This window comes from Variovorax paradoxus, assembly GCF_030815855.1.
Lineage (GTDB): Bacteria > Pseudomonadota > Gammaproteobacteria > Burkholderiales > Burkholderiaceae_C > Variovorax > Variovorax paradoxus_M.
On sequence record NZ_JAUSXG010000001.1, the window covers coordinates 5,228,044 to 5,248,494 of the forward strand.

22 protein-coding genes are annotated in these 20,451 nt (G+C 68.3%); 14 read left to right on the top strand and 8 right to left on the bottom strand.

All coding sequences use genetic code 11. From position 1 onward, the window contains the following. The first annotated feature begins 66 nt into the window (after positions 1-66). Entirely contained in the window at positions 67-1,101 is a 1,035-nt protein-coding gene (locus QFZ42_RS24810; RefSeq protein ID WP_307703522.1) for an aliphatic amidase, read from the top strand. Between the two features lie 2 nt (positions 1,102-1,103). On the opposite strand, the gene QFZ42_RS24815 is transcribed toward QFZ42_RS24810, so the two are convergent. Then, the gene (locus QFZ42_RS24815; protein ID WP_307703523.1) at positions 1,104-1,994 is read right to left on the bottom strand and encodes a LysR family transcriptional regulator; all 891 of its coding nucleotides are present in this window, start codon (positions 1,992-1,994) and stop codon (positions 1,104-1,106) included. A gap of 91 nt (positions 1,995-2,085) precedes the next feature. Here QFZ42_RS24815 and QFZ42_RS24820 point away from each other — a divergent pair, with 91 nt between their 5' ends. Both QFZ42_RS24820 and QFZ42_RS24825 read left to right on the top strand, forming a co-directional pair. After that, entirely contained in the window at positions 2,086-2,280 is a 195-nt protein-coding gene (locus QFZ42_RS24820) for a DUF1127 domain-containing protein (protein ID WP_307703524.1), read from the top strand. A gap of 57 nt (positions 2,281-2,337) precedes the next feature. Continuing rightward, on the top strand, positions 2,338-4,020 hold the full coding sequence (locus tag QFZ42_RS24825) for a hypothetical protein (protein ID WP_307703525.1): 1,683 nt from the start codon (positions 2,338-2,340) through the stop codon (positions 4,018-4,020). On the opposite strand, the gene QFZ42_RS24830 is transcribed toward QFZ42_RS24825, so the two are convergent. After that, positions 4,021-5,052: a LacI family DNA-binding transcriptional regulator gene (locus QFZ42_RS24830; protein ID WP_307703526.1), complete on the bottom strand. Its 1,032-nt coding sequence runs from the start codon at positions 5,050-5,052 to the stop codon at positions 4,021-4,023. It lies immediately after the preceding gene. Positions 5,053-5,185: 133 nt separating this feature from the next. Between QFZ42_RS24830 and QFZ42_RS24835 the strand changes: the two genes are divergently transcribed. From QFZ42_RS24835 to QFZ42_RS24865, 7 genes are read left to right on the top strand one after another with little or no spacing between them, the layout of a single operon-like run. Then, the gene (locus tag QFZ42_RS24835; protein ID WP_307703527.1) at positions 5,186-6,052 is read left to right on the top strand and encodes a dioxygenase family protein; all 867 of its coding nucleotides are present in this window, start codon (positions 5,186-5,188) and stop codon (positions 6,050-6,052) included. 22 nt (positions 6,053-6,074) lie between these two features. Continuing rightward, positions 6,075-6,839 (top strand): SDR family NAD(P)-dependent oxidoreductase, encoded by a 765-nt coding sequence (locus QFZ42_RS24840; RefSeq protein ID WP_307703528.1) that lies wholly within the window; start codon positions 6,075-6,077, stop codon positions 6,837-6,839. Next, positions 6,836-7,726 carry a 3-keto-5-aminohexanoate cleavage protein gene (locus tag QFZ42_RS24845; RefSeq protein WP_307703529.1) on the top strand — a complete coding sequence of 297 codons (891 nt, stop codon included), beginning with the start codon at positions 6,836-6,838 and terminating at the stop codon, positions 7,724-7,726. The genes QFZ42_RS24840 and QFZ42_RS24845 overlap by 4 nt, the downstream gene beginning before the upstream one ends. A gap of 3 nt (positions 7,727-7,729) precedes the next feature. Then, positions 7,730-8,737: a quinone oxidoreductase family protein gene (locus QFZ42_RS24850; RefSeq protein WP_307703530.1), complete on the top strand. Its 1,008-nt coding sequence runs from the start codon at positions 7,730-7,732 to the stop codon at positions 8,735-8,737. A 32-nt stretch (positions 8,738-8,769) separates the two neighbouring features. Beyond that, on the top strand, positions 8,770-9,129 hold the full coding sequence (locus tag QFZ42_RS24855) for a cupin domain-containing protein (protein WP_307703531.1): 360 nt from the start codon (positions 8,770-8,772) through the stop codon (positions 9,127-9,129). 59 nt (positions 9,130-9,188) lie between these two features. Continuing rightward, positions 9,189-10,181, top strand: a complete 993-nt coding sequence (locus tag QFZ42_RS24860; RefSeq protein ID WP_307703532.1) for a Bug family tripartite tricarboxylate transporter substrate binding protein — start codon at positions 9,189-9,191, stop codon at positions 10,179-10,181. Positions 10,182-10,183: 2 nt separating this feature from the next. After that, positions 10,184-11,863, top strand: a complete 1,680-nt coding sequence (locus tag QFZ42_RS24865) for an amidohydrolase (protein ID WP_307703533.1) — start codon at positions 10,184-10,186, stop codon at positions 11,861-11,863. Here QFZ42_RS24865 and QFZ42_RS24870 read toward each other — a convergent pair. Together QFZ42_RS24870 and QFZ42_RS24875 are read right to left on the bottom strand one after the other, a co-directional pair. Beyond that, positions 11,809-12,483: a uracil-DNA glycosylase family protein gene (locus QFZ42_RS24870; RefSeq protein ID WP_307703534.1), complete on the bottom strand. Its 675-nt coding sequence runs from the start codon at positions 12,481-12,483 to the stop codon at positions 11,809-11,811. The two genes, QFZ42_RS24865 and QFZ42_RS24870, sit on opposite strands and share 55 nt — an antisense overlap. Further along, entirely contained in the window at positions 12,455-13,285 is an 831-nt protein-coding gene (locus tag QFZ42_RS24875; protein WP_307703535.1) for an isocitrate lyase/PEP mutase family protein, read from the bottom strand. Before QFZ42_RS24875 ends, QFZ42_RS24870 begins: the two co-directional genes overlap by 29 nt. Before the next feature lie 102 nt (positions 13,286-13,387). Between QFZ42_RS24875 and QFZ42_RS24880 the strand changes: the two genes are divergently transcribed. Continuing rightward, complete coding sequence (locus QFZ42_RS24880) at positions 13,388-13,846, top strand: CopD family protein (RefSeq protein WP_307703536.1); 459 nt, start codon at positions 13,388-13,390, stop codon at positions 13,844-13,846. Between the two features lie 147 nt (positions 13,847-13,993). Here QFZ42_RS24880 and QFZ42_RS24885 read toward each other — a convergent pair whose 3' ends face one another. The 4 genes from QFZ42_RS24885 to QFZ42_RS24900 form a co-directional block, all read right to left on the bottom strand. Beyond that, positions 13,994-14,578, bottom strand: coding sequence for a hypothetical protein (locus QFZ42_RS24885; RefSeq protein ID WP_307703537.1), 585 nt, complete (start codon positions 14,576-14,578; stop codon positions 13,994-13,996). Between the two features lie 448 nt (positions 14,579-15,026). After that, the gene (locus tag QFZ42_RS24890) at positions 15,027-15,458 is read right to left on the bottom strand and encodes a VOC family protein (RefSeq protein ID WP_307703538.1); all 432 of its coding nucleotides are present in this window, start codon (positions 15,456-15,458) and stop codon (positions 15,027-15,029) included. 16 nt (positions 15,459-15,474) lie between these two features. After that, complete coding sequence (locus tag QFZ42_RS24895; RefSeq protein WP_307703539.1) at positions 15,475-16,713, bottom strand: CaiB/BaiF CoA transferase family protein; 1,239 nt, start codon at positions 16,711-16,713, stop codon at positions 15,475-15,477. Between the two features lie 6 nt (positions 16,714-16,719). Further along, positions 16,720-17,919 carry an acyl-CoA dehydrogenase gene (locus QFZ42_RS24900; RefSeq protein ID WP_257862889.1) on the bottom strand — a complete coding sequence of 400 codons (1,200 nt, stop codon included), beginning with the start codon at positions 17,917-17,919 and terminating at the stop codon, positions 16,720-16,722. Positions 17,920-18,104: 185 nt separating this feature from the next. On the opposite strand from QFZ42_RS24900, the gene QFZ42_RS24905 reads away from it, so the two are divergent. From QFZ42_RS24905 to QFZ42_RS24915, 3 genes are all read left to right on the top strand, one after another. Continuing rightward, positions 18,105-19,025 carry a LysR substrate-binding domain-containing protein gene (locus QFZ42_RS24905; RefSeq protein ID WP_307703540.1) on the top strand — a complete coding sequence of 307 codons (921 nt, stop codon included), beginning with the start codon at positions 18,105-18,107 and terminating at the stop codon, positions 19,023-19,025. Between the two features lie 58 nt (positions 19,026-19,083). Then, positions 19,084-19,488, top strand: coding sequence for a phage holin family protein (locus tag QFZ42_RS24910; RefSeq protein WP_307703541.1), 405 nt, complete (start codon positions 19,084-19,086; stop codon positions 19,486-19,488). Between the two features lie 75 nt (positions 19,489-19,563). After that, entirely contained in the window at positions 19,564-20,301 is a 738-nt protein-coding gene (locus tag QFZ42_RS24915; RefSeq protein WP_307703542.1) for a 2OG-Fe(II) oxygenase, read from the top strand. Positions 20,302-20,451 lie beyond the last annotated feature (150 nt).

The following is a 20,451-nucleotide window of genomic DNA, read 5'->3' on the forward strand; positions in this document are numbered from 1 at the left end:
AGCCCGAACCGGTTGAACACCGGCTCGGGCTTTTTTGTTTCTCAACCATCCTTCAGGAGCAGCGTCATGCGACATGGTGATATTTCGAGCAGCAGCGATTGCGTGGGCGTCGCGGTCGTCAACTACAAGATGCCCCGCCTGCACACCAGGGCCGAGGTGCTGGACAACGCCCGCAAGATCGGTGAGATGCTGGTCGGCATGAAGAAGGGCCTGCCCGGCATGGACCTGGTGATCTTTCCCGAATACTCCACGCACGGGATCATGTACGACGAGAAGGAGATGTACGACACCGCCGCCACCGTGCCCGGCGACGAGACCGCCCTCTTTGCCGACGCCTGCCGCCGCGCCGACGTGTGGGGCGTGTTCTCGCTGACCGGCGAGCGTCATGAGCAGCATCCGGACAAGGCGCCCTACAACACGCTGATCCTCATGAACAACCAGGGCGAGATCGTCCAGAAGTACCGCAAGATCATGCCGTGGGTGCCCATCGAGGGTTGGTACCCCGGCGACCGCACCTATGTGAGCGACGGCCCCAAGGGCATGAAGATCAGCCTGATCGTCTGCGACGACGGCAACTACCCCGAGATCTGGCGCGACTGCACGATGCGCGGCGCCGAGCTCGTCGTGCGCTGCCAGGGCTACATGTACCCGGCCAAGGAGCAGCAGATCCTGGTCTCGAAGGCCATGGCCTTCATGAACAACACCTACGTGGCGGTGGCCAACGCGGCCGGTTTCGACGGCGTGTACTCGTACTTCGGGCATTCGGCCATCATCGGCTTCGACGGCCGCACGCTGGGCGAATGCGGCGAAGAAGAAATGGGCATCAACTACGCCGAGCTCTCCATGGGGCTGATTCGCGACGCGCGCAAGAACGGCCAGTCGCAGAATCACCTCTTCAAGCTGCTGCACCGCGGCTACACCGGCGTCATCAATTCGGGCGATGGCGACAAGGGCGTGGCGGCCTGCCCGTTCGACTTCTACAAGCAGTGGATCGACGACCCCGAAGCTGCGCGCAAGCAGGTGGAGTCGTTCACGCGCAGCACCATCGGCACCGCGGAATGCCCGATCGAAGGCCTTCCGAACGAGCCCACGCGCAGCTGAAATCAGAGCTGGCGAAACGCCGTCAGCACCTTCAGCACGCTCTGCGTGGCGCCGTCGAGCCCGGCGCGCTGGCGATGCGCAATGCCGAGGCGCCGGGTGAGCCTGGGGGTTACCGGCAGAATCTGCATGCGCTCGTTCAGGGCCGCGTCGGTGGTTTGCTGCAGCGGCAGCAGCGCAGCGCCGTAGCCGGCCGCCACCAGGCTGCGGATCGCGGCGTCGTAGTTGAGCTCGATGCGCGCGCGCGGCGCAAAGCCGGCTGCCGCGAACCATTCCATCGTGAGCCGGTACATGTGGGTGGTGGCTTCGTTGAAGATCAGCGGCTGCGCCGCGAGCCATGCCGGCGTCACGCGTTTGGGCGCCTTCCAGCGCTGCGGCACGAAAGCCATCATGGCCTGGTCGCGCCATGGCGTCACGACGAGATCGCGCAGCGGCGGTTGCGGCACCGCTACCAGGCCGATGTCGAGCGTGCCCGCGGCCAGACGCGCCATCGCCTCGTTGGAGCCGAGGATGCTGACCTCGACGTCGATGCCCGAATGCCCGGCGCCCAGTGCCTCGAGCACCTGCGGCAGCAGGTCGACCACCACGCCGGTGGACGTGCCGAGCCGCACGCGGCCGGTGCGGCCTTCGGCCTGGCGCTTGACGGCTTCGATGGCGTCGTCGGTATCGCGCAGCAGCTTGCGCCCGCGCTCCACCAGCGCCGCACCGGCCGCCGTAGGCATGACGCGTCGGTTGCCGCGCACGACGAGCGGAGCGCCCAGCCGCGATTCGAGTTCGCTGATGTGCAGGCTCACCGTGGGCTGCGCGAGGTGCAGCGCCTTGGCCGCCGCCGAGAAGGTGCCGAGGTCCGCAATGGCGATGAGCGTCCGCAGTTGGTCGAGGTTGAGTTGCCGCATATCAGTAATGCTGATTGAAGGGTTCAGGAATCTCAACTTCCACAATAGCATGCGTCGCCGGAAGATGAGCGCTTCCAACAAGGAGCCCACCGTGACAGCGCCCGCCCACTCGCCATTCCATCAACGCCTGATGCTCGCGCTGCGCGGCTGGCGCCGCCGAATGGCGGAGCATCGCCGCAAGCGCGCCGACTCGCAGCACCTGGCCGGCATGAGCGACCATGAGCTGCGCGACCTGGGCATCGGGCGCAGCCAGGTCAACGCTTTGCTGGAACGCGACCGGTACTGAGGAAAAACGGCGCCGGCCCGCGCCCACCGGGACGGAATTTGAGGTTCAATCCGGGGCGTGCTCCAACCCGCTACACCCGCCCCGCTCTCCATCGAACTCACCTCGCCGCAATCGGTCAACGGCCGGCGTGCGGCCTTCCAGTCGCTCTGGCTGCTTGCGCGCATGAAACACGCGCACGATGCCGAAGGCGGCCTCGTGCGGCTCGCCGATCTGCGCGGCGAAGTCACCGATGCGAGCACGCTGCGCATGGTGGTGAGCCGAGCGTTTCGCGACTTCAAGGCCTGGAACATCGAGGCCGGCTGGGGTGAGGACACAGAGCGCGAGCCGCGCTTCCTCAATGCCGAGAAGCGCAGCCAGGGGCCATTCTGGCTGCCAGCCGCCGAAGCGAAGCGCGTGCGCATGCAGGTGGGCGGCCGGGCGGCCACGGCGGCCGAGGTCGCTTCCTTTCTCGGATTGCGCTCGCGCAAGGCTCGTGCAGCGGAACCCGGCTCGCCGACGCCGCCCGATGCGGTGCACCTGCAGGATGCCGCGTTCTGGAAGCAGCTGGTCGCCTCGCAACAGGCGGCAAAGCAGGGACGGCTCATGGCGCCGGTGGCGGGCGGCGGCACGCCCGGGCAGCCGGCGAGCGCGCTCGAGTCGATCCGCCTGGCCGGCACGCTGGCCGCCACCGACTTCCAGCGCGCATTGGTCACGCTCAACGAGGCGATGCTGTGGCGCCGACTCGGCGACAACGAACAGGCGCGGCGGCGGCTGCAGGCGCTCAAGAAACAGCGCCTCGCCCATCATGTGGCGGGCAACGACTACCTGGGCGCGATGGAATGCATTGTCTCGGCCTGGTGCGCCTACACCGCGCGCGACCTGCCGCTGGCGCAATCGCTGCTGAGCGGCATGGCCGAGGATGCGGCACGCGGGCTGGTGCTTCGGCATCATCCCGACGTGCGCTTCGAGTGGTGCAACCTGTGGGCGCTGGTCTGCCGATCGCGCGCGCTCGGGCTCTCGGCCGAAGACAAGCCCACCGCTGCCACGCTCGCCGAAGAGTCGCTGAAGCGCTTCGGCGAAGCCTTGGCCGCGGCCTTCGAATCGCACTCCTTCGATGCGGCGCAGCACGTGGCCGCCAACATGGGCATGGCCGCCTGGCTGTTCGACCGCGTCGGCCTCGCCGACCTGCCGGCGCTCGCGCACGACGGCCATGCCGACACCACCCGCCGCGCGGTGCAATGGATCGCCTTCAGCGAATGGCTCTGCGGCCACACAGACGGCCAGGGGCGCTCGGCATGGAACGCGATCTACCTGATGCGCATCGCGCGCGGTCACTGCCAGGCCGAGCCGCAATCCACGCTGGCGCAGTTCCGCGCACAGAAGCCGCTGGACCCGGCCGCGATCTCTAAGCTCGCCGGCCCGCTTGCGGATGCCTTCGATGCCGCGCACTGGCCCTTGCGTTGGGTCGAGGTGGCGCAGGCCCGGCTCGCCGATCACCAGGCCGGGCGCCGTCGCTATCCAGGCCTGCAGCATTGCAGCCTGCTGTTCGAGCATGCCTGGTACGCGGCGCATGCGGGCGACCTGAATGCGGCCGAGCAGTCGCTGGGCCTGCTGCGCGAAGCGTTGCCGCAGCTCGTGCCGAGCGACCGCGCCTACTTCACGGAATCGTGGAACGACACGCTGCCGGCCGAACTGGTGCTCGAGGCGACGCCGCCGCGGCGGCCCGCGGCGCGCAAGAAGACCGTCCGCCGCCCCAGCTGATCAGCGCGCGGCCGGCGCCCCGGTCGACTTGCGCACCACCAGCTCCGGCCGCAGCACCACCGTCGATGCCGACATCGCCTGCCCGTCGATTTCGGCGAACAGCATTTCGGCCGCGCGCCAGCCGAGCTCGCGGTGCGGCAGGCGGATGGTGGTGAGCGGCGGATCGACCATGTCGACCAGCGGCATGTCGTTGTGGCCCGTCACCGAGATGTCCTTCGGCACGCGCAAGCCGGCCTGGCGCAGTGCGTCGTAGGCGCCCAGCGCCACGAGGTCGTTGCAGCACACCACCGCCTGCGGTGCGGCACCGGCGCCGAGCATCTGCTGCATCGCGATCGCTCCCGCCTCGCGGCTGTAGCTCGCGCACTCGACCACGCGGAACGGTTTCATGCGGTGGTCGCGCAGCGCCTGCTCCACGCCCAGGCGGCGGCCGACACCGGTCGGAATGTGCTGCGGCCCCGCGAGGTGCGCGATGCGCTTGTGGCCCAGCCCCACGAGGTGATCGACCGCCAGCTTCATCGCGAGCCGGTCGTCGCTCACCACGGCGGGCAGGCGCCCGGTCTCGTCGGCGCGGTTGACCAGCACCGCGGTCATGCCGGCCTTCGTGACGAAGTCGACCAGCGGGTCGTCGCGCGTGGCGGTGGCGAGGATGACGCCGTCGACGCGCTGCGCCAGCATGCGTTCGAGCACGGGCCGCGCCAGCGCCGGGTCGACCACGTTGGTGACGAACACGAAGTACCCGCGCGCCGCCGCGCTGGCCTCGATGCCTTGCAGGATCGGCGGGAACACCGCGTTCGTGATGTCGGGCACCAGCACGCCGATGGTGTGGGTGCGCCCGGTGCGCAATGCCGAGGCCGCGCGGTTGGGCCGGTAGCCCAGGCGCTGCGCCGCTTCTTCCACCACGCGCAGCACCTCCTCGCTGATCAGTGAGCGCTTCTCGGCGCTGAGCGCACGCGACACGGTCGACACATGCACGCCGGCGGCGCGGGCGACATCGCGGATGGTCACGGGGGTGGAAGTCGGGCTGGTGCTCATGAATTGATGCAAACGATTGTCATGCCAGTCAGGAGCTGCGAACGGCTTTCCTCATTCCTGACCCGGTGAACAGGGTCATTTTACTTTTTCGCGATTTGATCTAACATCGTGCAAACGATTGCAGAGACTTGCCATGAACATTGCCACCTCGCCCGATTCGGTGCTCGGCTTCGCGCTCGGTGCCATGGCACGCACGCCCGACGCGCGGCTGCGCACCGTGATGGATGCCCTCACGCGCCACTTGCATGCCTTCGTCCAGGAGGTGAAGCTGACCGAGGAGGAGTTCGAGCAGGCGCTCGAATTCATCGTCGCCATCGGCCACGCCACGGGCGAGACCAAGAACGAGGTGGTGCTGGCGGCCGACATCCTCGGCCTTTCCACCGTGGTGGCGCTGCAGAACAACCAGGACCCGCACGGCGAGTCGCCGGCCGCGCTGCTCGGCCCCTTCTGGCGCGCGAACTCGCCGGCCTGCGCGCCGGGCGACAACATCGCGCGCTCGGGCACGCCGGGCATTCCGCTCGCGGTGACGGGCACGGTGCGCGATGCCAAGGGCCGGCCGGTCGCCGATGCCACGGTCGACGTGTGGCAGGCCTCGCCCGTCGGCCTGTACGAAAACCAGGACCCGGCGCAGGAAGACATGAACCTGCGCGGCCGCTTCACCACCGACGCCAAGGGGCGCTTTCACTTTCGCAGCGTGCGGCCGGCCGGCTACCCGGTGCCGACCGACGGGCCTTGCGGCGTGCTGCTGCGCGCGCAGCAACGCCACCCCAACCGGCCCGCGCACCTGCACTTCATGGTGAGCAAGCCGGGTCACAAGGTGCTGATCACGCAGGTGTTCGCCGATGACGACGAGAACCTCGAGAGCGACCCGACCTTCGGCGTGACGCGGCGATTGATCGGCCGCTTTGCGCTGGCGCCGGACGGCCAGACCGCCACGCTGCAATACGACTTCCAGCTCGAACCCGGCGAGATGAAGTTCCCCCGTCCACCGATTCCCTGACTCCACAACTTCCTTTCACCCCATGAGCTTCGATCCTGTTTCCCGACTCGACGGCAAGGTGGCCGTCATCACCGGCGGCCTCGGCGCCATCGGCTATGCGACGGCCACACGCCTGGCCGCGCTCGGCGCCACCTGCGTGCTGTTGCACCGCAAGGGCGACGATGCGGCTGCACGCGCCGCCGCCCTGCCCTCCGCCAACGGACAACGCCACATGGCGATCCGCGCCGACATCGTCGACACACCGAGCCTGCAGGCCGCCGCTGCGCAAGTGAAAGCCACGCACGGCCGCTGCGACATCCTCGTCAACAGCGCGGGACACACGCAGCCCATTCCCGCGGGCGACCTCGATTCGTTGACCGACGAACTCATCGACGACCTGCTGCGCGCCAACTTCCGCGGCGTGTTCGCGACCATCCGTGCCTTCGCGCCGATGCTGAAGGAAAGCGGCGACGGCCTCATCGCCAACATCTCGTCCATCGCTGGCTTCACGGGCGTGGGCAGCAACCTCGCGTACGTCGCGGCCAAGGCGGGGCTCGACGTGGTGGGCGATGCGCTGGCCAAGGCGCTGGCGCCGGCGGTGCGCGTGGTGTCGGTGTCGCCGGGTGCGGTCGAATCGGGCTTCGTGCCGGGCCGCGGCGCGGAGTTCGCGAACAAGATGGCGAGTACCACGCCGCTCGGCCGCATTGGCAAGCCGGACGACGTGGCCGCCACGGTCGAAGCGCTCGCGACGACGATGCGCTTCGTCACCGGCACGCGCATCGTGGTCGATGGAGGGCGCCACCTGTGAGCGCCGCCAAGACCCTCATCACCTGCGCCGTGACGGGCAACCTCGTGAAGCCCGAGCAGACGCCGCACCTGCCGATCACGCCGGTGCAGATCGCCGACGAATGCCTGGCCGCCGCCGAGGCCGGCGCGGCGCAGGTGCACATCCACGTGCGCCATCCCGAAACCGGCAAGCCCTCGATGGAAGTCGAGCTCTACCGCGAGGTGGTCGACCGCATCCGCCGCAGCAATCGCGAGTTGATCGTCAACCTCACGACCGGCCCCGGCGGGCGCTACATCCCGAGCGAGGACGATCCGAAGATCGCCGCCCCCGGCACCACGCTGCTGCCGCCGGAAAAGCGCGTGGAGCACATCGCGCTCATCAGGCCCGATGTGTGCTCGCTCGACCTCAACACCATGAACTCCGGCCCCGACGTGGTGATGAACACGCCGAAGAACGTGCGCCGCATGGCGAAGGTGATCCGCGAGGCGGGCGTGAAGCCCGAACTGGAAATTTTCGATTCGGGCGACATCAACCTCGCGCTCGACCTGATCGCCGACGGCACCCTCGACGGCCCCGCGATGTGGACCTTCGTTCTCGGCGTGAAGTACGGCTTCGCGCCCACGCCCGAGACGCTGCTGTACGCGCGCAACATGCTGCCGCGCGGCGCGTTCTGGAGCGCCTTCGGCATCGGCCGCATGGAGTTTCCGATCGTCGCGCAGGCCTGGCTGCTGGGCGGCCATGTGCGCGTGGGCATGGAAGACAACATCTACCTCGAGAAGGGCGTGCTGGCCGAAAGCAATGCGCAGCTGGTGGCGAAGGCGCGCGACATCCTTGTGAGCCTCGGCGGTGAGATTGCCAATCCACGCGAGGCGCGCGCCATGCTGGGCTTGCCGGGTGCGAGGAGCTGAACGATGAGCGTCGCCGCCATGCACACAACCCACACCTCTCGCGCACTGCGCGTGAACGAGAAGGCCGCCAATCTCGATGCGCTGCAACTCGAGGCCACGCCACAGCAGGAACCCACACCGCCCGCCGGCCACGCCGTGGTGCGCGTCGCCGCCGCTGCGGTGAACCCGAGCGACGTGAAAGCGACGCTGGGCATCATGCCGCAGGCCGTGTGGCCCCGCACCCCGGGGCGCGACTTCGCGGGCACCGTGGTGAGCGGTCCGACCGAATGGATCGGCCGCGAGGTCTACGGCTCGGGCGGAGACATCGGCATCACGCGCGACGGTTCGCATGCGCGCTACCTGGTGCTGCCCGAAGGCGCATTGCGCGCCAAGCCCCGGGGCATTTCGATGGACGAGGCCGGCGCGGTGGGCGTGCCCTTCGTCACCGCCTACGAAGGCTTTCGCCGCAGCGGCATGCCGCAGGCCGGCCAGACCGTGCTGGTGCTCGGCGCCAACGGCAAGGTCGGGCAAGCGGCGGTGCAGCTCGCTTCGCAGGCCGGCGCGCGCGTGATCGCGGTGCAGCGCCGCGCGGGCCCGTTCGAAGGATTCGCGTGCGGGCCGGTCGACGCGATCGATGCGCGCCACCACACCGACGTGGGCGCGCAGGTGCGCGAGCTCACTGGCGGGCGCGGCGCGAACATCGTCTACAACACCGTGGGCAGTGCCTACTTCGAGGCTGCCAACAAGGCCATGGCCAAGGGCGCGACGCAGATCTTCATCGCCACGCACGAGCGCGCGGTGCCCTTCGACATCTTCGCGTTCTACCGCGGCATGCACACCTTCGTGGGCATCGATTCGCTCGCGATGGACTGCGTGGCCTCGACCGCACAGCTCGACGCCATGCGCGAGGGCTTCGAGCGCGGCACGCTGAAACCCTTTCCGGTGGCGCGCAGCTTCACGCTCGACGAAGCCATGGAGGCCTACCGGCTGGTGCTTTCGGGCAGCACCGACCGCGTCGTGCTGCGCCCCTGAACCCGAAGGAACCCGCAACAAGGAACACCGCCATGCACGTGACCCGCTTCAGCGAAGCGCCGCACTACGAAGCGCCCAACCATTTCGACATGCGCTGCCTGCGCCTGCAGGGCAAGGAGGCCGGCCCCTCGACGCAGATGTGGATGGGCATGAGCCAGATCCTGCCCGGCGGCCATACGGGCCTCGACGGCTCGCCGATGGAAAAGCTGTACCTCGTGCTCGAAGGCCAGCTCCATGTGGTCGGCGAGCTCGACGGCGCACACCAGGAAGAAGTGCTCGGCCCCTACGACAGCTGCCGCTTCGCGCCGGGCGAAAAGCGGCAGCTGGAAAACCGCGGCAACCGGCCGGTGCTCGTGGCGCTGGTGATGCCGTACGCGCCGCCGGCCGCATAGGCCTTCTTCCTCCTCAGTCATTCATCGCTCACCCAAACAAATCAACGGAGACAAGACGCATGAAGAAGACATTCCCCTGGAGCCGCCGGCAGGCTCTCGCAACCATGGCCGTGGCGCTCGCGGCCTGCACGCTCGGCGGCGCGCAAGCGCAAAACGCATGGCCGGGCACGCAAACCATCAAGCTGGTGGTGCCCTTCACGGCCGGCAGCGGCACCGACATCGTTGCGCGGCTCGTGGCCGAGAAGCTCGGGCCCGCGCTCGGCACGAGCGTGGTGGTGGACAACAAACCCGGCGCGGGCGGCACGCTCGGCGCGGCCATCGCGGCCAAGTCGCCGGCTGACGGCTACACGCTGCTGGTGCATTCGGCGGGGCACCTCGTGAACCCATGGATCTACAAGGGCCTGTCGTACGACACGATCAAGGACTTCACCGGCATCACGCCGATGGCGAGCCTGCCCAACGTGCTGGTGACCGCGCCTTCGCACTTCGCGAACGTGCAGGATCTCGTGGCGAAAGTGAAGGCCAGGCCGGGCGGCTTCAACTACGGCTCCGCGGGCAATGGTTCGGCCACGCACATGAATGCCGAGGTGTTCCGCCTCGCGGCCGGGCTCGATGCGCAGCACGTGCCTTTCCGCGGCACGCCCGAGGCCATGACCGAAGTGATGGCCGGGCGCGTCGACTGGTTCTTCGCGCCGATGGTGTCGGCGCTGCCGCTCATCAAGAGCGGCAAGCTGCAGGCGCTGGCGGTGGGCACCGCGAAGCGCTCGCCGGCCCTGCCCGAGGCACCCACCACGGCGGAAGCCGGCGTGCCGGGTTCCGAGTACCTGTTCTGGGTCGGGCTCTTCGCACCCGCGAAGACGCCGCAACCGGTGGTCGACCGCCTGCAAGCCGAGGTCGCGAAGATCATGGCCTCGCCCGAACTGAAGGAACGCCTGGACAAGCTCGGCGCCGAGCCCTTCACGATGCCGTCGGCGCAGTTCAACAAGTTCATCAGCGACGAAACGGCCAAGGCGCAGCAAGTGGTCAAGGCCGCGAGCATCAAGGTCGACTGACCATGTGGCGCACATTCCTCACGGCGGCCGCGGCCGCCGCATCGTTGCTGCTGCCGCCGCTTGCCGCACGGGCGCAGCCGGCCGACCTGATCGTGACCCACGCGAAGATCGCCACGCTCGACGCAAGCTCCACCACCGCGCAGGCGCTGGCCGTGCGCGACGGTCGCATCGTGGCCGTCGGCAATGCCGCGCAGATGCGCGCGCTCTCGGGCCCGGCCACGCGCATGGTGGATGCCGGCGGACGCACGCTGATTCCGGGCCTCATCGATTCGCACATGCACGCGGTGCGCGCGGCGCTGAGCTATTCGACCGAGGTCAACTGGATCGGCGCCGGCACCATCGACGAGGCCATGGCGCGCATCCGCGCCGCGGCGGCCCGCGCGCGGCCCGGCGGCTGGCTGATCGTGGCGGGCGGCTGGACCGAGCAGCAGTTCGCCGAACGCCGCCGCCCCACCGTGGCCGAGCTGCAGGAGGCCGCGCCGAACCACCCGGTGTACGTGCAGCTCTTCTACGAGGCCGTGGCGATGACGCCCAAGGCGCTCGAAGCGCTCGGCGTTCCCGCGGGCACGCTGCCGGCCGGCATGAAGCCGGCGCCCGACGGCGCTCCGGGCTGGATGACCGGCGACATCGTCGGCATCTCGGCCCTGTTCGACAAGCTGCCCAAGCCGACCTACGAGGACAACCTGGCCGGCACGCGCGCCTTCTTCACCGAGCTCAACCGCCTGGGTCTCACCGGCCTGGTGGACCCGGGCGGCTTCAGCATCGCGCCTTCGCAGTACGCGGCGCTGTTCGAGCTGTGGCGCGAGAAGGCGCTGACGCTGCGCCTGGCCTACAGCGTGTTCGCGCAGAAGCCCGGCGCCGAGCTGCAGGAGTTTCGCGAGCTGACGCAGATGCTGCCGATGGGCTTCGGCGACGACATGCTGAAGTTCAACGGCATCGGCGAACGCGTGACGCTCGCGATGTACAACAACAATTTCCCCGACGCGGCGGCGAAGGAGAAGTTCTACGAACTGATCAAGTGGGCGGCGACGCGCAAGCTCGCGGTCACCATCCACTGGCAGGAGAACGGCTCGGTCGATCACCTGCTTGGGCTGTACGAGCGGCTGAACGCCGAGGTTCCGATCCGCGACCTGCGCTGGTCGATCGCGCACCTGGACGACGCCTCGCCCGAGACGCTCGCGCGCATGAAGGCGCTGGGCATCGGCTGGACGATGCAGGACGCGATGTACTTCCAGGGCGACCGCGCGATGGCGACGCGCGGCGATGCGGCACGCCGCATGCCGCCCATCGGCACCGCGCTGCGTGCGGGCGTGAACGTGGGCGCCGGCACCGACGCGCATCGCGTGGCTTCGTACAACCCCTTCGTCGCGCTGCAATGGATGCTCGACGGCAAGACCGTGAGCGGCAAGGCCATGCGCGGCGCCGAGGAAACGCCCACGCGCGAACAGGCGCTGCGGCTCTATACGGCGGGCAGCGCGTGGTTCAGCTTCGATGAGGCGAAACGCGGCACGCTGGAAGTCGGCAAGCTCGCGGACTTCGCGATCCTCGACCAGGACTTCTTCTCGGTGCCAGTCGAGCGCATCGGCAAGACGGTCTCGCTGATGACGGTGGTGGGCGGGCGCGTCGTCTATGCCGCGCGGCCCTTCGAGGCGGCGGGCACCTCGGTCGCCGTGGCGCCGTAAGACGGCGCGAGGACCCCACGCACGCGTTCGCGCAGCACCGGCAGCACATCGCGCTCGAACCACGGGTTGTGCTTGAACCAGCCCGTGTTGCGCGGCGACGGGTGCGGCAGTGGAATGAAACGCGGCGCGTAGTGCGCAAAGGCTTGGACGGTCTCGGTCACGCCGGCCTTGCGCGCCGCGCCCAGGAAGTGGCGCTGCGCATACTGGCCGATCAGCAGAGTGAGCTCGACCTGCTTCATCTGCGCCAGCAGGCGCGCATGCCAGAGCTCGGCGCACTCCCGGCGCGGCGGCAGGTCGCCGCTGGTGCCGCGTCCCGGGTAGCAATAGCCCATCGGCATGATCGCGACGCGCGTGGCGTCGTAGAACACCTCGCGGTCGATGCCGAGCCAGCGGCGCAGCTGTTCGCCGCTCTTGTCGTTCCATGGCACGCCCGTGGCGTGCACGGTCATGCTCGGCGCCTGGCCGACGATGAGCAGCCGGGCCGTGGCGCTGGCCTGCACCACCGGCCGCGGGCCCAGCGGCAGATGCGCGGCGCAGGCGGTGCAGCTGCGGATTTCCGCCAGCAGCGCGTCCACGGCGCCCGCGGGCGCGCTATTCGGAGAAGGGAGCGAAGAACCCATTGAGATCGGCCCCCGAGGCCGCGCCTTCGAAGCCATTGAAGCGCCCCTGCTCGGCGAGCGCGCGCGCGGCGCGGTCGAAGCCGCCCCAGGCCGAGCGTGCGAGCGCACCGCCCACGCTGACCCGCCGCACGCCGAGTTCGGCAATGTCCCGCATCGTGAGGTCGCTGGCCCAGCCGATCAGCAGGTTGACCGGTTTGGGCGCCACCGCGGCGACCACCGCCGCGATCTGCTCGCGCGTGCGGATGCCGGGCGCATAGAGGCAGTCGGCACCGGCCTCGGCGTAGGCCTTCAGGCGGGCGATGGCGTCGTCGAGGTCGGGGCGGCCGACAAAGAAATTCTCGGCCCGGCCCACCAGCAGCGTGTCGCCGCCGGCCGCGTCGATGGCGCCGCGCGCAGCGCGAAGCCGCTCCACCGCCACGTCGATCGCGAACAGCGGGTTCGCCGCATCGCCCGTCGAGTCTTCGATCGACAGGCCCGCCACGCCGGTCTCGACGGCAAGCCGCACGCTTTCCGCCACGCCTCGGGCATCGGCCGCAAAGCCGTTCTCGAAGTCCGCATTCACCGGCAGGTCGGTGGCGGCCACCATGTCGCGCAGGTGGGCGAGCACGGTCTCGCGCGATTGCGCGCCGTCGGCCAGGCCTTGGGACCAGGCATGGCCCGAGCTGGTGGTGGCCAGCGCCTTGAACCCGAGGCCTTGCAGGTAGCGCGCGCTGCCTGTGTCCCAAGGGTTGGGAATGACGAAGCAGCCCTGCGCGTGGAGGGCACGGAAGTCGGCGCGCTTCTGCGCGATGGTGCGGGTCATCGAAGCCTCGTCTTTCTTTCTTGGGTGATGCGAAGGATGGAGTTTTAACGCAACGACGCGAAGATTGCGCGCTCGCACCGTTCGGTGTTCTGATCGGCTCCCATGCCCCACGCCATATTGCTCTTCATCCATCTTCTCGCCGCCGCCTTCTGGGTCGGTGGCATGGCCACGCTGCACTTCGCGGTGCGCCCCGCCGCCGTCGCCACGCTGGAGCCACCGCTGCGCTTGCGCACCATGGCCGCGGCGCTGCGGCGCTTCTTCGTCGGCGTGGATGCGGCGGTCACGCTGCTGTTCGTGACCGGCGTGGCCATGATTCTGCTGATGGGCGGTTTCCGCGGCGTGCACTGGCGCGTCGAGGCGATGATGGGCATCGCCATCGTGATGGCGGGCATCTATGTGTACATCCGCGCGTCGGTCTTCAGGGCGCTGCGGCGCGCAGTGAACGAGAGCGCGTGGCCCGTGGCGGCCGGTCGGCTCGACATGGTTCGCAAGCTGGTGAGCCTGAACCTCGCGCTCGGTGTGGTGGTGTTCGGCGTTGCAATCGTCGGGCGCGCCGGCTAGGGGCCTGTTGGGTAAAGCGCGAGGAACGGTATGCGGTCTGTTCCGGGGCGTGTGCACAGGCCATCGGCGCGAGCGCCGCCCCGACCAAAGGCACCCCCACGTGGCCCTATGGATCACGTAGAAGGGCTCCAGGCAGAGAATCGATCGTCAGTGCTCGCCGAGCACCGCGCCGTCCACCGGCTTCAGCAGCCATTGCGCGATGTCCTCGCCCAGCTTGTAGGTCACGACGCCGACCATGCTGCAGGTGCTGCGCGGCATGCCGAAGTAGATGAACATCTGGCGCTGCGCGGTGAACTTCGCGGGCGCATCGCCCTGGCGCTCCAGCGTGCCGCGCAGCTGAACGATCTTGGGGCCGCCGTAGAGGCCGCCCGCGTTTGCCAGCAAGTCGGTAATTTCCAGCTTCAGCATGGGCGCGGCCTGCGCGTTGGCGGGTGCCGGCGGCGTGAGCAGAAATTCGTAGGGTTCAAGCAACTGATCCTGCACGGCTTGCCGCAGCGAGGCAGGCACATCGCACGCATCGTCGGCCTTCGACAGTTGCACGCCCTTGGTGGTGGTGCCGTAGGCGATGGCGGGCATGACGACGCTGTTGCGCGGCGTGGCGGTCGCGGGTGGTGGCTCGGGTGTGGCCGGTTGGCGCGAGCCGCAGGCGGCCAGCAGTGTGGCGACGGCCAGCGCGGACATGGCGAGAGAAAGTCGCGCGGTGACACGCGCGGCAGATGAATGTTCGGACATTGAAAAGCTCCCTTGAAGAATCGTTGTGTGCGCGATGGCGCACGCTGATTCTCCACGAAGCCAACGGGCGGAGCGCTGGTCGAGGTACGTCACCAGCTTCGCGTTTGCTTTGTCCGACGGGAACGGACTCGAAGGCGGATGCATTCGGGGCGTGTGCACAGGACACCGGGTACTCCCCTCCGCGAATGTCCCCCGGGGCTGCGCCCCTCCTCCTTTATTTCGCTGCGCGGAGCACCCGATGCCCTGTGCACCTGGGGGCGCTGATGGTGCACCGCTGATCAACGACCGACGCGCACAACGCTCACGTCGATGGTGTGCTCTGCGCAGCGAAATAAAGGAGGAGCGAAGCGGGGGACATTCGCGGAGCAGAGTACGCCGTCGGCGTGAGCGTCGCCCTGAACGAACAGCAGCGCCGACCCTAAAACCGCGGCAAGCAGGAGACACAGAATCAGCCCGCCGCTCCCTTGAGTTCGACGCTGTTGCCGTCGGGGTCGGTAATGTAGATCGAAGGCCCATTGCCCTCGGCGCCGAAGTTGTTCTGCACGTCGCCGTTCACCGGCACGCCGTGGCGCGCCATCAACGCGCGAATGGCCGCCTCGTCGAAGGGCTCGATGCGCAGGCAGAGGTGATCGACGTTGCGGCCTTCCTTGCCGGCCAGGGCGCCGCCCTGCTTGCCGAGCGGACCGTCGTGTGTGACCAGGTCGATGAGACTGGTGCCGGCGCGCAGGTGCACGAGCCCCAGATCGTCGCGGCGCTTCTCGACCGCACAGCCGAGCACGTCACGGTAGAAGGCGATCGACTGCTCGACGTCTTTCACGCGCAGCACGACATGGTCGATGCGCAGCACTGAGAACGGTGGGCTGCGCATCGGGTCCGCCATGGCTCGCCCTACTTCGTCAGACCACGCCGGCCGAGCGCAGTGCCTCGAAGCGTGCGGCGTCGATGCCGAACTCGGCCAGCACTTCGCGCGTGTGCTGCCCGAGCGCGGGCGGCGCATGGCGTAAGACCGGCGGCGTGGCCGTGAGGCGCAGCGGGCTCGCCACGCCGGTGATGCTTTCGATGCCGTCGCCCGCGTCGCGCGGCAACGTGACGACGAGGCCGCGCGACTTGACCTGCGCATCGTCGAAAGCCTGCGCAATGTCATTGATCGGGCCGCAGGGCACGGCCTTGTCTTCTAGCAGCGTGACCCAGTCGGCGGTGGTGCGCGTGCGCGTGAGCGCTTCCATCATCGGAATGAGCACGCCGCGGTGCTTCACGCGCAGCGTGTTGCTCGCAAAGCGCGCGTCGGCCGCCCACTCGGCATGCCCGGACGCTTCGCAAAAACGCGCGAACTGGCCGTTGTTGCCGATGGCCAGCAGCATCGACCCATCGAGCGTCGGGAAGTCTTGATACGGCGCGAGGCTCGGGTGCGTGTTGCCCTGTCGCTCGGGCGCGTGGCCGGTGTTGAGGAACGCGCTCGCCTGGTTGGCGAGGATGGCCATGCCCACGTCGAGCAGCGCCATGTCGATGTGCTGGCCTTCACCCGTGCGGCCCCGCACCTGCAGCGCCGCGAGGATGGCGGTGCTTGCATAGACGCCGGTGAACAGGTCGGTGAGCGCCACGCCCACGCGCAGCGGACCCCCGCCAGGCAAGTCGTCGGGACGGCCGGTGATGCTCATCATGCCGGTCATGGCCTGGATCATCAGGTCGTAGCCCGCGCGCTCGGCATACGGGCCGTCATGGCCGAATCCGGTCACGCTGCAGTAGATGAGGCGCGGGTTGGCCGCGCGCAGGCTCTCGTGGTCGAGGCCGTATTGCTTGAGGCCGCCGGTCTTGAAGTTCTCCACCACGATGTCGGCCTGCGCCGCCATCCGCTGCAGCAGCGCCTGCCCGTCGGGCGTGGCCATGTCGACCGTGACCGAACGCTTGTTGCGGTTGCAGGCGGTGAAGTAGCTGGCCTGGTCGGTGTCGTTGCCGTTCGCATCCTTGATGAAGGGCGGGCCCCAGGTGCGCGTGTCGTCGCCGACGCCGGGACGCTCGATCTTGATGACGTCGGCGCCCAGGTCCGCGAGGATCTGCGTGCACCACGGGCCCGCGAGCACGCGGGACAGATCGAGGACCTTGATGCCGTCGAGTGCTGCGGGCTTGTTGGTCATTCGCTCTCAGTTCGCAAAAGCAGCAATGCCGGTGATGGCACGGCCCAGGATCAGCGCGTGGATGTCGTGCGTGCCTTCGTAGGTGTTCACCACTTCGAGGTTCACAAGGTGGCGCGCCACGCCGAACTCGTCGCTGATGCCGTTGCCGCCCATCATGTCGCGTGCCAGGCGGGCGATGTCGAGGGCCTTGCCGCAGTTGTTGCGCTTCATGATCGAGGTGATCTCGACCGAGGCCGTGCCTTCGTCTTTCATGCGGCCCAGGCGCAGGCTGCCTTGCAGGCCCAGCGTGATCTCGGTCTGCATGTCGGCCAGCTTCTTCTGGATCAGCTGGTTGGCGGCGAGCGGGCGACCGAACTGCTTGCGGTCCAGCGTGTACTGGCGGGCGCGGTGCCAGCAGTCTTCGGCCGCACCGATGGCGCCCCAAGAGATGCCGTAGCGCGCGCTGTTCAGGCAGGTGAAGGGACCCTTCAAGCCTTGCACTTCCGGAAACGCGTTTTCCTCGGGGCAGAACACGCCGTCCATCACGATCTCGCCGGTGATGCTGGCGCGCAGGCCGACCTTGCCGTGAATGGCCGGAGCGCTGAGGCCCTTCATGCCCTTCTCGAGCACAAAGCCGCGGATCGGGCCCACGGTGCCGCTCTCGCTGACTTCCTTGGCCCACACCACGAACACGTCGGCGATGGGCGAGTTGCTGATCCACATCTTGGCGCCGCTGAGCGAATAGCCGCCCGGCACCTTCTTGGCGCGCGTGACCATGCTGCCCGGGTCGGAGCCGTGGTCGGGTTCGGTCAGGCCGAAGCAGCCGATCCATTCGCCGGTGGCGAGCTTGGGCAGGAACTTCTGTTTTTGCGCCTCGGTGCCGAATTCGAAGATGGGCACCATCACGAGCGAGCTCTGCACGCTGGCCATCGAGCGGTAGCCCGAATCGACGCGCTCGACTTCGCGGGCGATCAGGCCATAGGCCACGTAGTTGAGGCCGGGGCCGCCGTACTGCTCGGGAATCGTCGGGCCGAGCAGGCCGAGCGCGCCCATTTCACGAAAGATGGCGGGGTCGGTTTCACCGCTGCGGAAACCCTCGATGACGCGGGGCGCCAGGCGCTCCTGGCAATAGGCATTGGCCGCGTCGCGGATCATGCGTTCTTCGTCGGTCAGTTGCTGGTCGAGAAGAAGAGGATCGTCCCAGTGGAATTGCGCTTTGGCGGCCATGTGCTGTCTCCGGAATAGGGGAAAAAGAGAAAAACGAGAGGAATGGGTCGATCCTAGCCACGCGAGGGGTCGGGTGCAAACGATGAATCCTCACCCAGATATGCGGATGAAGAATGTCTTGCAGGACGTTGTCAGGGCATTTTCATTGGTGAGCATGCTTTTCCAGTCATACACTCGCGGCATACATGCGCCGCAAGATCCCGCCCCTGCAGACCCTCGTGTGCTTCGACGCCGCCGCGCGCCACGAGAGCTACACGCGTGCCGCGCAGGAACTCGCGCTCACCCAGAGTGCGGTGTCGCGCCAGATCGGCACGCTCGAAGCCTTCCTGGGCGTGGCGCTGTTCCGCCGCACGCGGCACGGCGTGGCACTCACCGCGAGCGGCGCGGCCTATGCGCGGCAGATCACCAAGCGGCTCGAGGCCATGGAGCGCGACACGCTCGACGCCATGGCGCACCAGGGCGAAGGCGGCTCGCTCGCGCTGGCGGCCGTGCCCACCTTTGCGACCCGCTGGCTGATGCCGCGCCTGAAGGGTTTCGCGACGCTGCAGCCCGACGTGGTGGTGCACATCGAGACGCGCACGCGTCCCTTTCTTTTTGCCGATGCGGAGTTCGACGCGGCGCTGTATGCCGGCACGCCCGCGCAGGTCGAGAACTGGGCCGGCACGCGCGCACTCATGCTGATGCACGAAGACGTGGTGCCGGTGTGCAGCCCTTCGCTTCTGCAGTCGAACGGACGCAAGGGCAAGCCGGTGTCGCCCGCGGCCATCGCGCAGATGCCGCTGCTGCAGCAAAGCACGCGCCCCGACGGCTGGCGCCAATGGTTCGACGCGCAGCAGATCGACGCGCCCCATGCGCGCGGCGGCCCGCGCTACGAGCTGTTCTCGATCCTGGCCGCGGCCGCATCGCACGGCCTGGGCGTGGCGCTGATGCCGACCATGCTGGTGGCCGACGAGCTTGCGCGCGGCGAACTGGTGGTGGCCTGCGCGCGGCCGCTTTCGGGCGAACGCAACTACTACCTCGTGACGCCCGAGCGCGCCGACCAGCGGCCGCTGCTGAAATTCTTCAGCGACTGGCTGCTGGCCGAGGCACGGCGCGACTCATCCTGAGCCGCCGCCGATATGATGGTCCGCATCACCGCGCGGACCGTCTTCCGCCTCTCACACCATGCTGAACAACCTCGCTCCCTTTCTCGTGCACTGGGCCATCACAGCGCTGGCGCTGTGGATCGCAAGCCTCATCTTCCGCGGCCTCAAGTTCGAGAGCACTTCCGCGCTGGTGATCTCGGCCCTGCTGCTCGGCCTGGCGAATGCCGTGGTCAAGCCGCTCCTGATCGTGCTCACGCTGCCGCTGACACTGCTGACCTTCGGCCTCTTCCTGCTGGTGATCAACGCGCTGATGATCATGCTGGTGGCGGCGCTGGTGCGCGGGTTCAAGCTCTCGGGCTTCTGGACCGCCTTCTTCGCGAGCATCTTCATCTCGCTGCTGAGCATTGCGATCGGCGCGCTCGTGAGCGGCAGCGACCCGGCGACGAATATCCAGATGCCGACGGGCAGCGGCAAGTGGCTGTAGGTGGCGGGTAAGCACGCCGGAAATCGTGTCCGGAAACGGCGAGCGCCGCCGCTGCGCCGGCAGGACACTGGCGGCATGCAAACCTCTCTCGCTCCTGCTGCTTCTCCGGCGCCCGCAAGAAAAGTCGACGCCCTCGACTGGCCCCGCATCGAAACAGACCTGGCCACGCGCGGCTGCGCAACCACGGGAGTGCTCTTCGATCCGGAGGAATGCCGCGCGCTGGCCGCGCTCTATGACCAGGCCGGCCATTTCCGCAGCCGCGTGGTGATGCAGCGCCACGGCTTCGGCCAGGGCGAGTACCAGTACTTCGCCAACCCGCTCCCTCTCTCGATCGCGGCATGGCGCAGCGCGCTGTACGAGCGCCTCGCACCCTTCGCGAATGCATGGGCCGCGGCCATGGGCCAGCCGGCCGACTACCCGGTGGAGCACGCCTCTTATCTCGCGCGCTGCCATGCGGCGGGCCAGTTGCGCCCCACGCCGCTGCTGCTTCGCTACGAAGAGGGCGACTACAACTGCCTGCACCAGGACCTGTACGGCGACCTGCAGTTTCCGCTGCAGCTCACGGTGCTGCTGAGCCGGCCGGGCGAAGACTTCACCGGCGGCGAATTCGTGCTCACCGAGCAACGGCCGCGCATGCAGTCGCGCGCCGAGGTGGTGTCGCTCGCGCAAGGCGAGGCGGTGATCTTCGCAGTCAACCAGCGGCCGGTGGCGGGTACGCGCGGCACCTACCGCGTGACCATGCGGCACGGCGTGAGCCGCGTGCGCTCCGGGCGGCGGCACACGCTGGGCATCATTTTTCACGATGCGCGCTGACGCGCATGGCGCCTCGCAACGCTGAAGCTGTTGCGGCGGCCACGAAATCCTTCGCACCGCGGAGGAATACTTCGGTGCGTTAGTAGCGCAATGCACACTTAGGTTGACACTTGTTAGTGCACTCAACGCAAAATGACCGCTGCATTCCTC

Excerpts from the sequence above, each read along its gene's own strand:
- QFZ42_RS24850 (WP_307703530.1), top strand. The coding sequence starts at position 7,730 with ATGAGCGTCGCCGCCATGCACACAACCCACACCTCTCGCGCACTGCGC.
- QFZ42_RS24885 (WP_307703537.1), bottom strand. The coding sequence starts at position 14,578 with ATGTCCGAACATTCATCTGCCGCGCGTGTCACCGCGCGACTTTCTCTC.
- QFZ42_RS24915 (WP_307703542.1), top strand. The coding sequence starts at position 19,564 with ATGCAAACCTCTCTCGCTCCTGCTGCTTCTCCGGCGCCCGCAAGAAAA.
- QFZ42_RS24875 (WP_307703535.1), bottom strand. The coding sequence starts at position 13,285 with ATGACCCGCACCATCGCGCAGAAGCGCGCCGACTTCCGTGCCCTCCAC.
- QFZ42_RS24855 (WP_307703531.1), top strand. The coding sequence starts at position 8,770 with ATGCACGTGACCCGCTTCAGCGAAGCGCCGCACTACGAAGCGCCCAAC.
- QFZ42_RS24900 (WP_257862889.1), bottom strand. The coding sequence starts at position 17,919 with ATGGCCGCCAAAGCGCAATTCCACTGGGACGATCCTCTTCTTCTCGAC.
- QFZ42_RS24830 (WP_307703526.1), bottom strand. The coding sequence starts at position 5,052 with ATGAGCACCAGCCCGACTTCCACCCCCGTGACCATCCGCGATGTCGCC.
- QFZ42_RS24810 (WP_307703522.1), top strand. The coding sequence starts at position 67 with ATGCGACATGGTGATATTTCGAGCAGCAGCGATTGCGTGGGCGTCGCG.
- QFZ42_RS24835 (WP_307703527.1), top strand. The coding sequence starts at position 5,186 with ATGAACATTGCCACCTCGCCCGATTCGGTGCTCGGCTTCGCGCTCGGT.
- QFZ42_RS24890 (WP_307703538.1), bottom strand. The coding sequence starts at position 15,458 with ATGGCGGACCCGATGCGCAGCCCACCGTTCTCAGTGCTGCGCATCGAC.
- QFZ42_RS24865 (WP_307703533.1), top strand. The coding sequence starts at position 10,184 with ATGTGGCGCACATTCCTCACGGCGGCCGCGGCCGCCGCATCGTTGCTG.
- QFZ42_RS24815 (WP_307703523.1), bottom strand. The coding sequence starts at position 1,994 with ATGCGGCAACTCAACCTCGACCAACTGCGGACGCTCATCGCCATTGCG.
- QFZ42_RS24910 (WP_307703541.1), top strand. The coding sequence starts at position 19,084 with ATGCTGAACAACCTCGCTCCCTTTCTCGTGCACTGGGCCATCACAGCG.
- QFZ42_RS24895 (WP_307703539.1), bottom strand. The coding sequence starts at position 16,713 with ATGACCAACAAGCCCGCAGCACTCGACGGCATCAAGGTCCTCGATCTG.
- QFZ42_RS24860 (WP_307703532.1), top strand. The coding sequence starts at position 9,189 with ATGAAGAAGACATTCCCCTGGAGCCGCCGGCAGGCTCTCGCAACCATG.
- QFZ42_RS24840 (WP_307703528.1), top strand. The coding sequence starts at position 6,075 with ATGAGCTTCGATCCTGTTTCCCGACTCGACGGCAAGGTGGCCGTCATC.
- QFZ42_RS24905 (WP_307703540.1), top strand. The coding sequence starts at position 18,105 with ATGCGCCGCAAGATCCCGCCCCTGCAGACCCTCGTGTGCTTCGACGCC.
- QFZ42_RS24870 (WP_307703534.1), bottom strand. The coding sequence starts at position 12,483 with ATGGGTTCTTCGCTCCCTTCTCCGAATAGCGCGCCCGCGGGCGCCGTG.
- QFZ42_RS24880 (WP_307703536.1), top strand. The coding sequence starts at position 13,388 with ATGCCCCACGCCATATTGCTCTTCATCCATCTTCTCGCCGCCGCCTTC.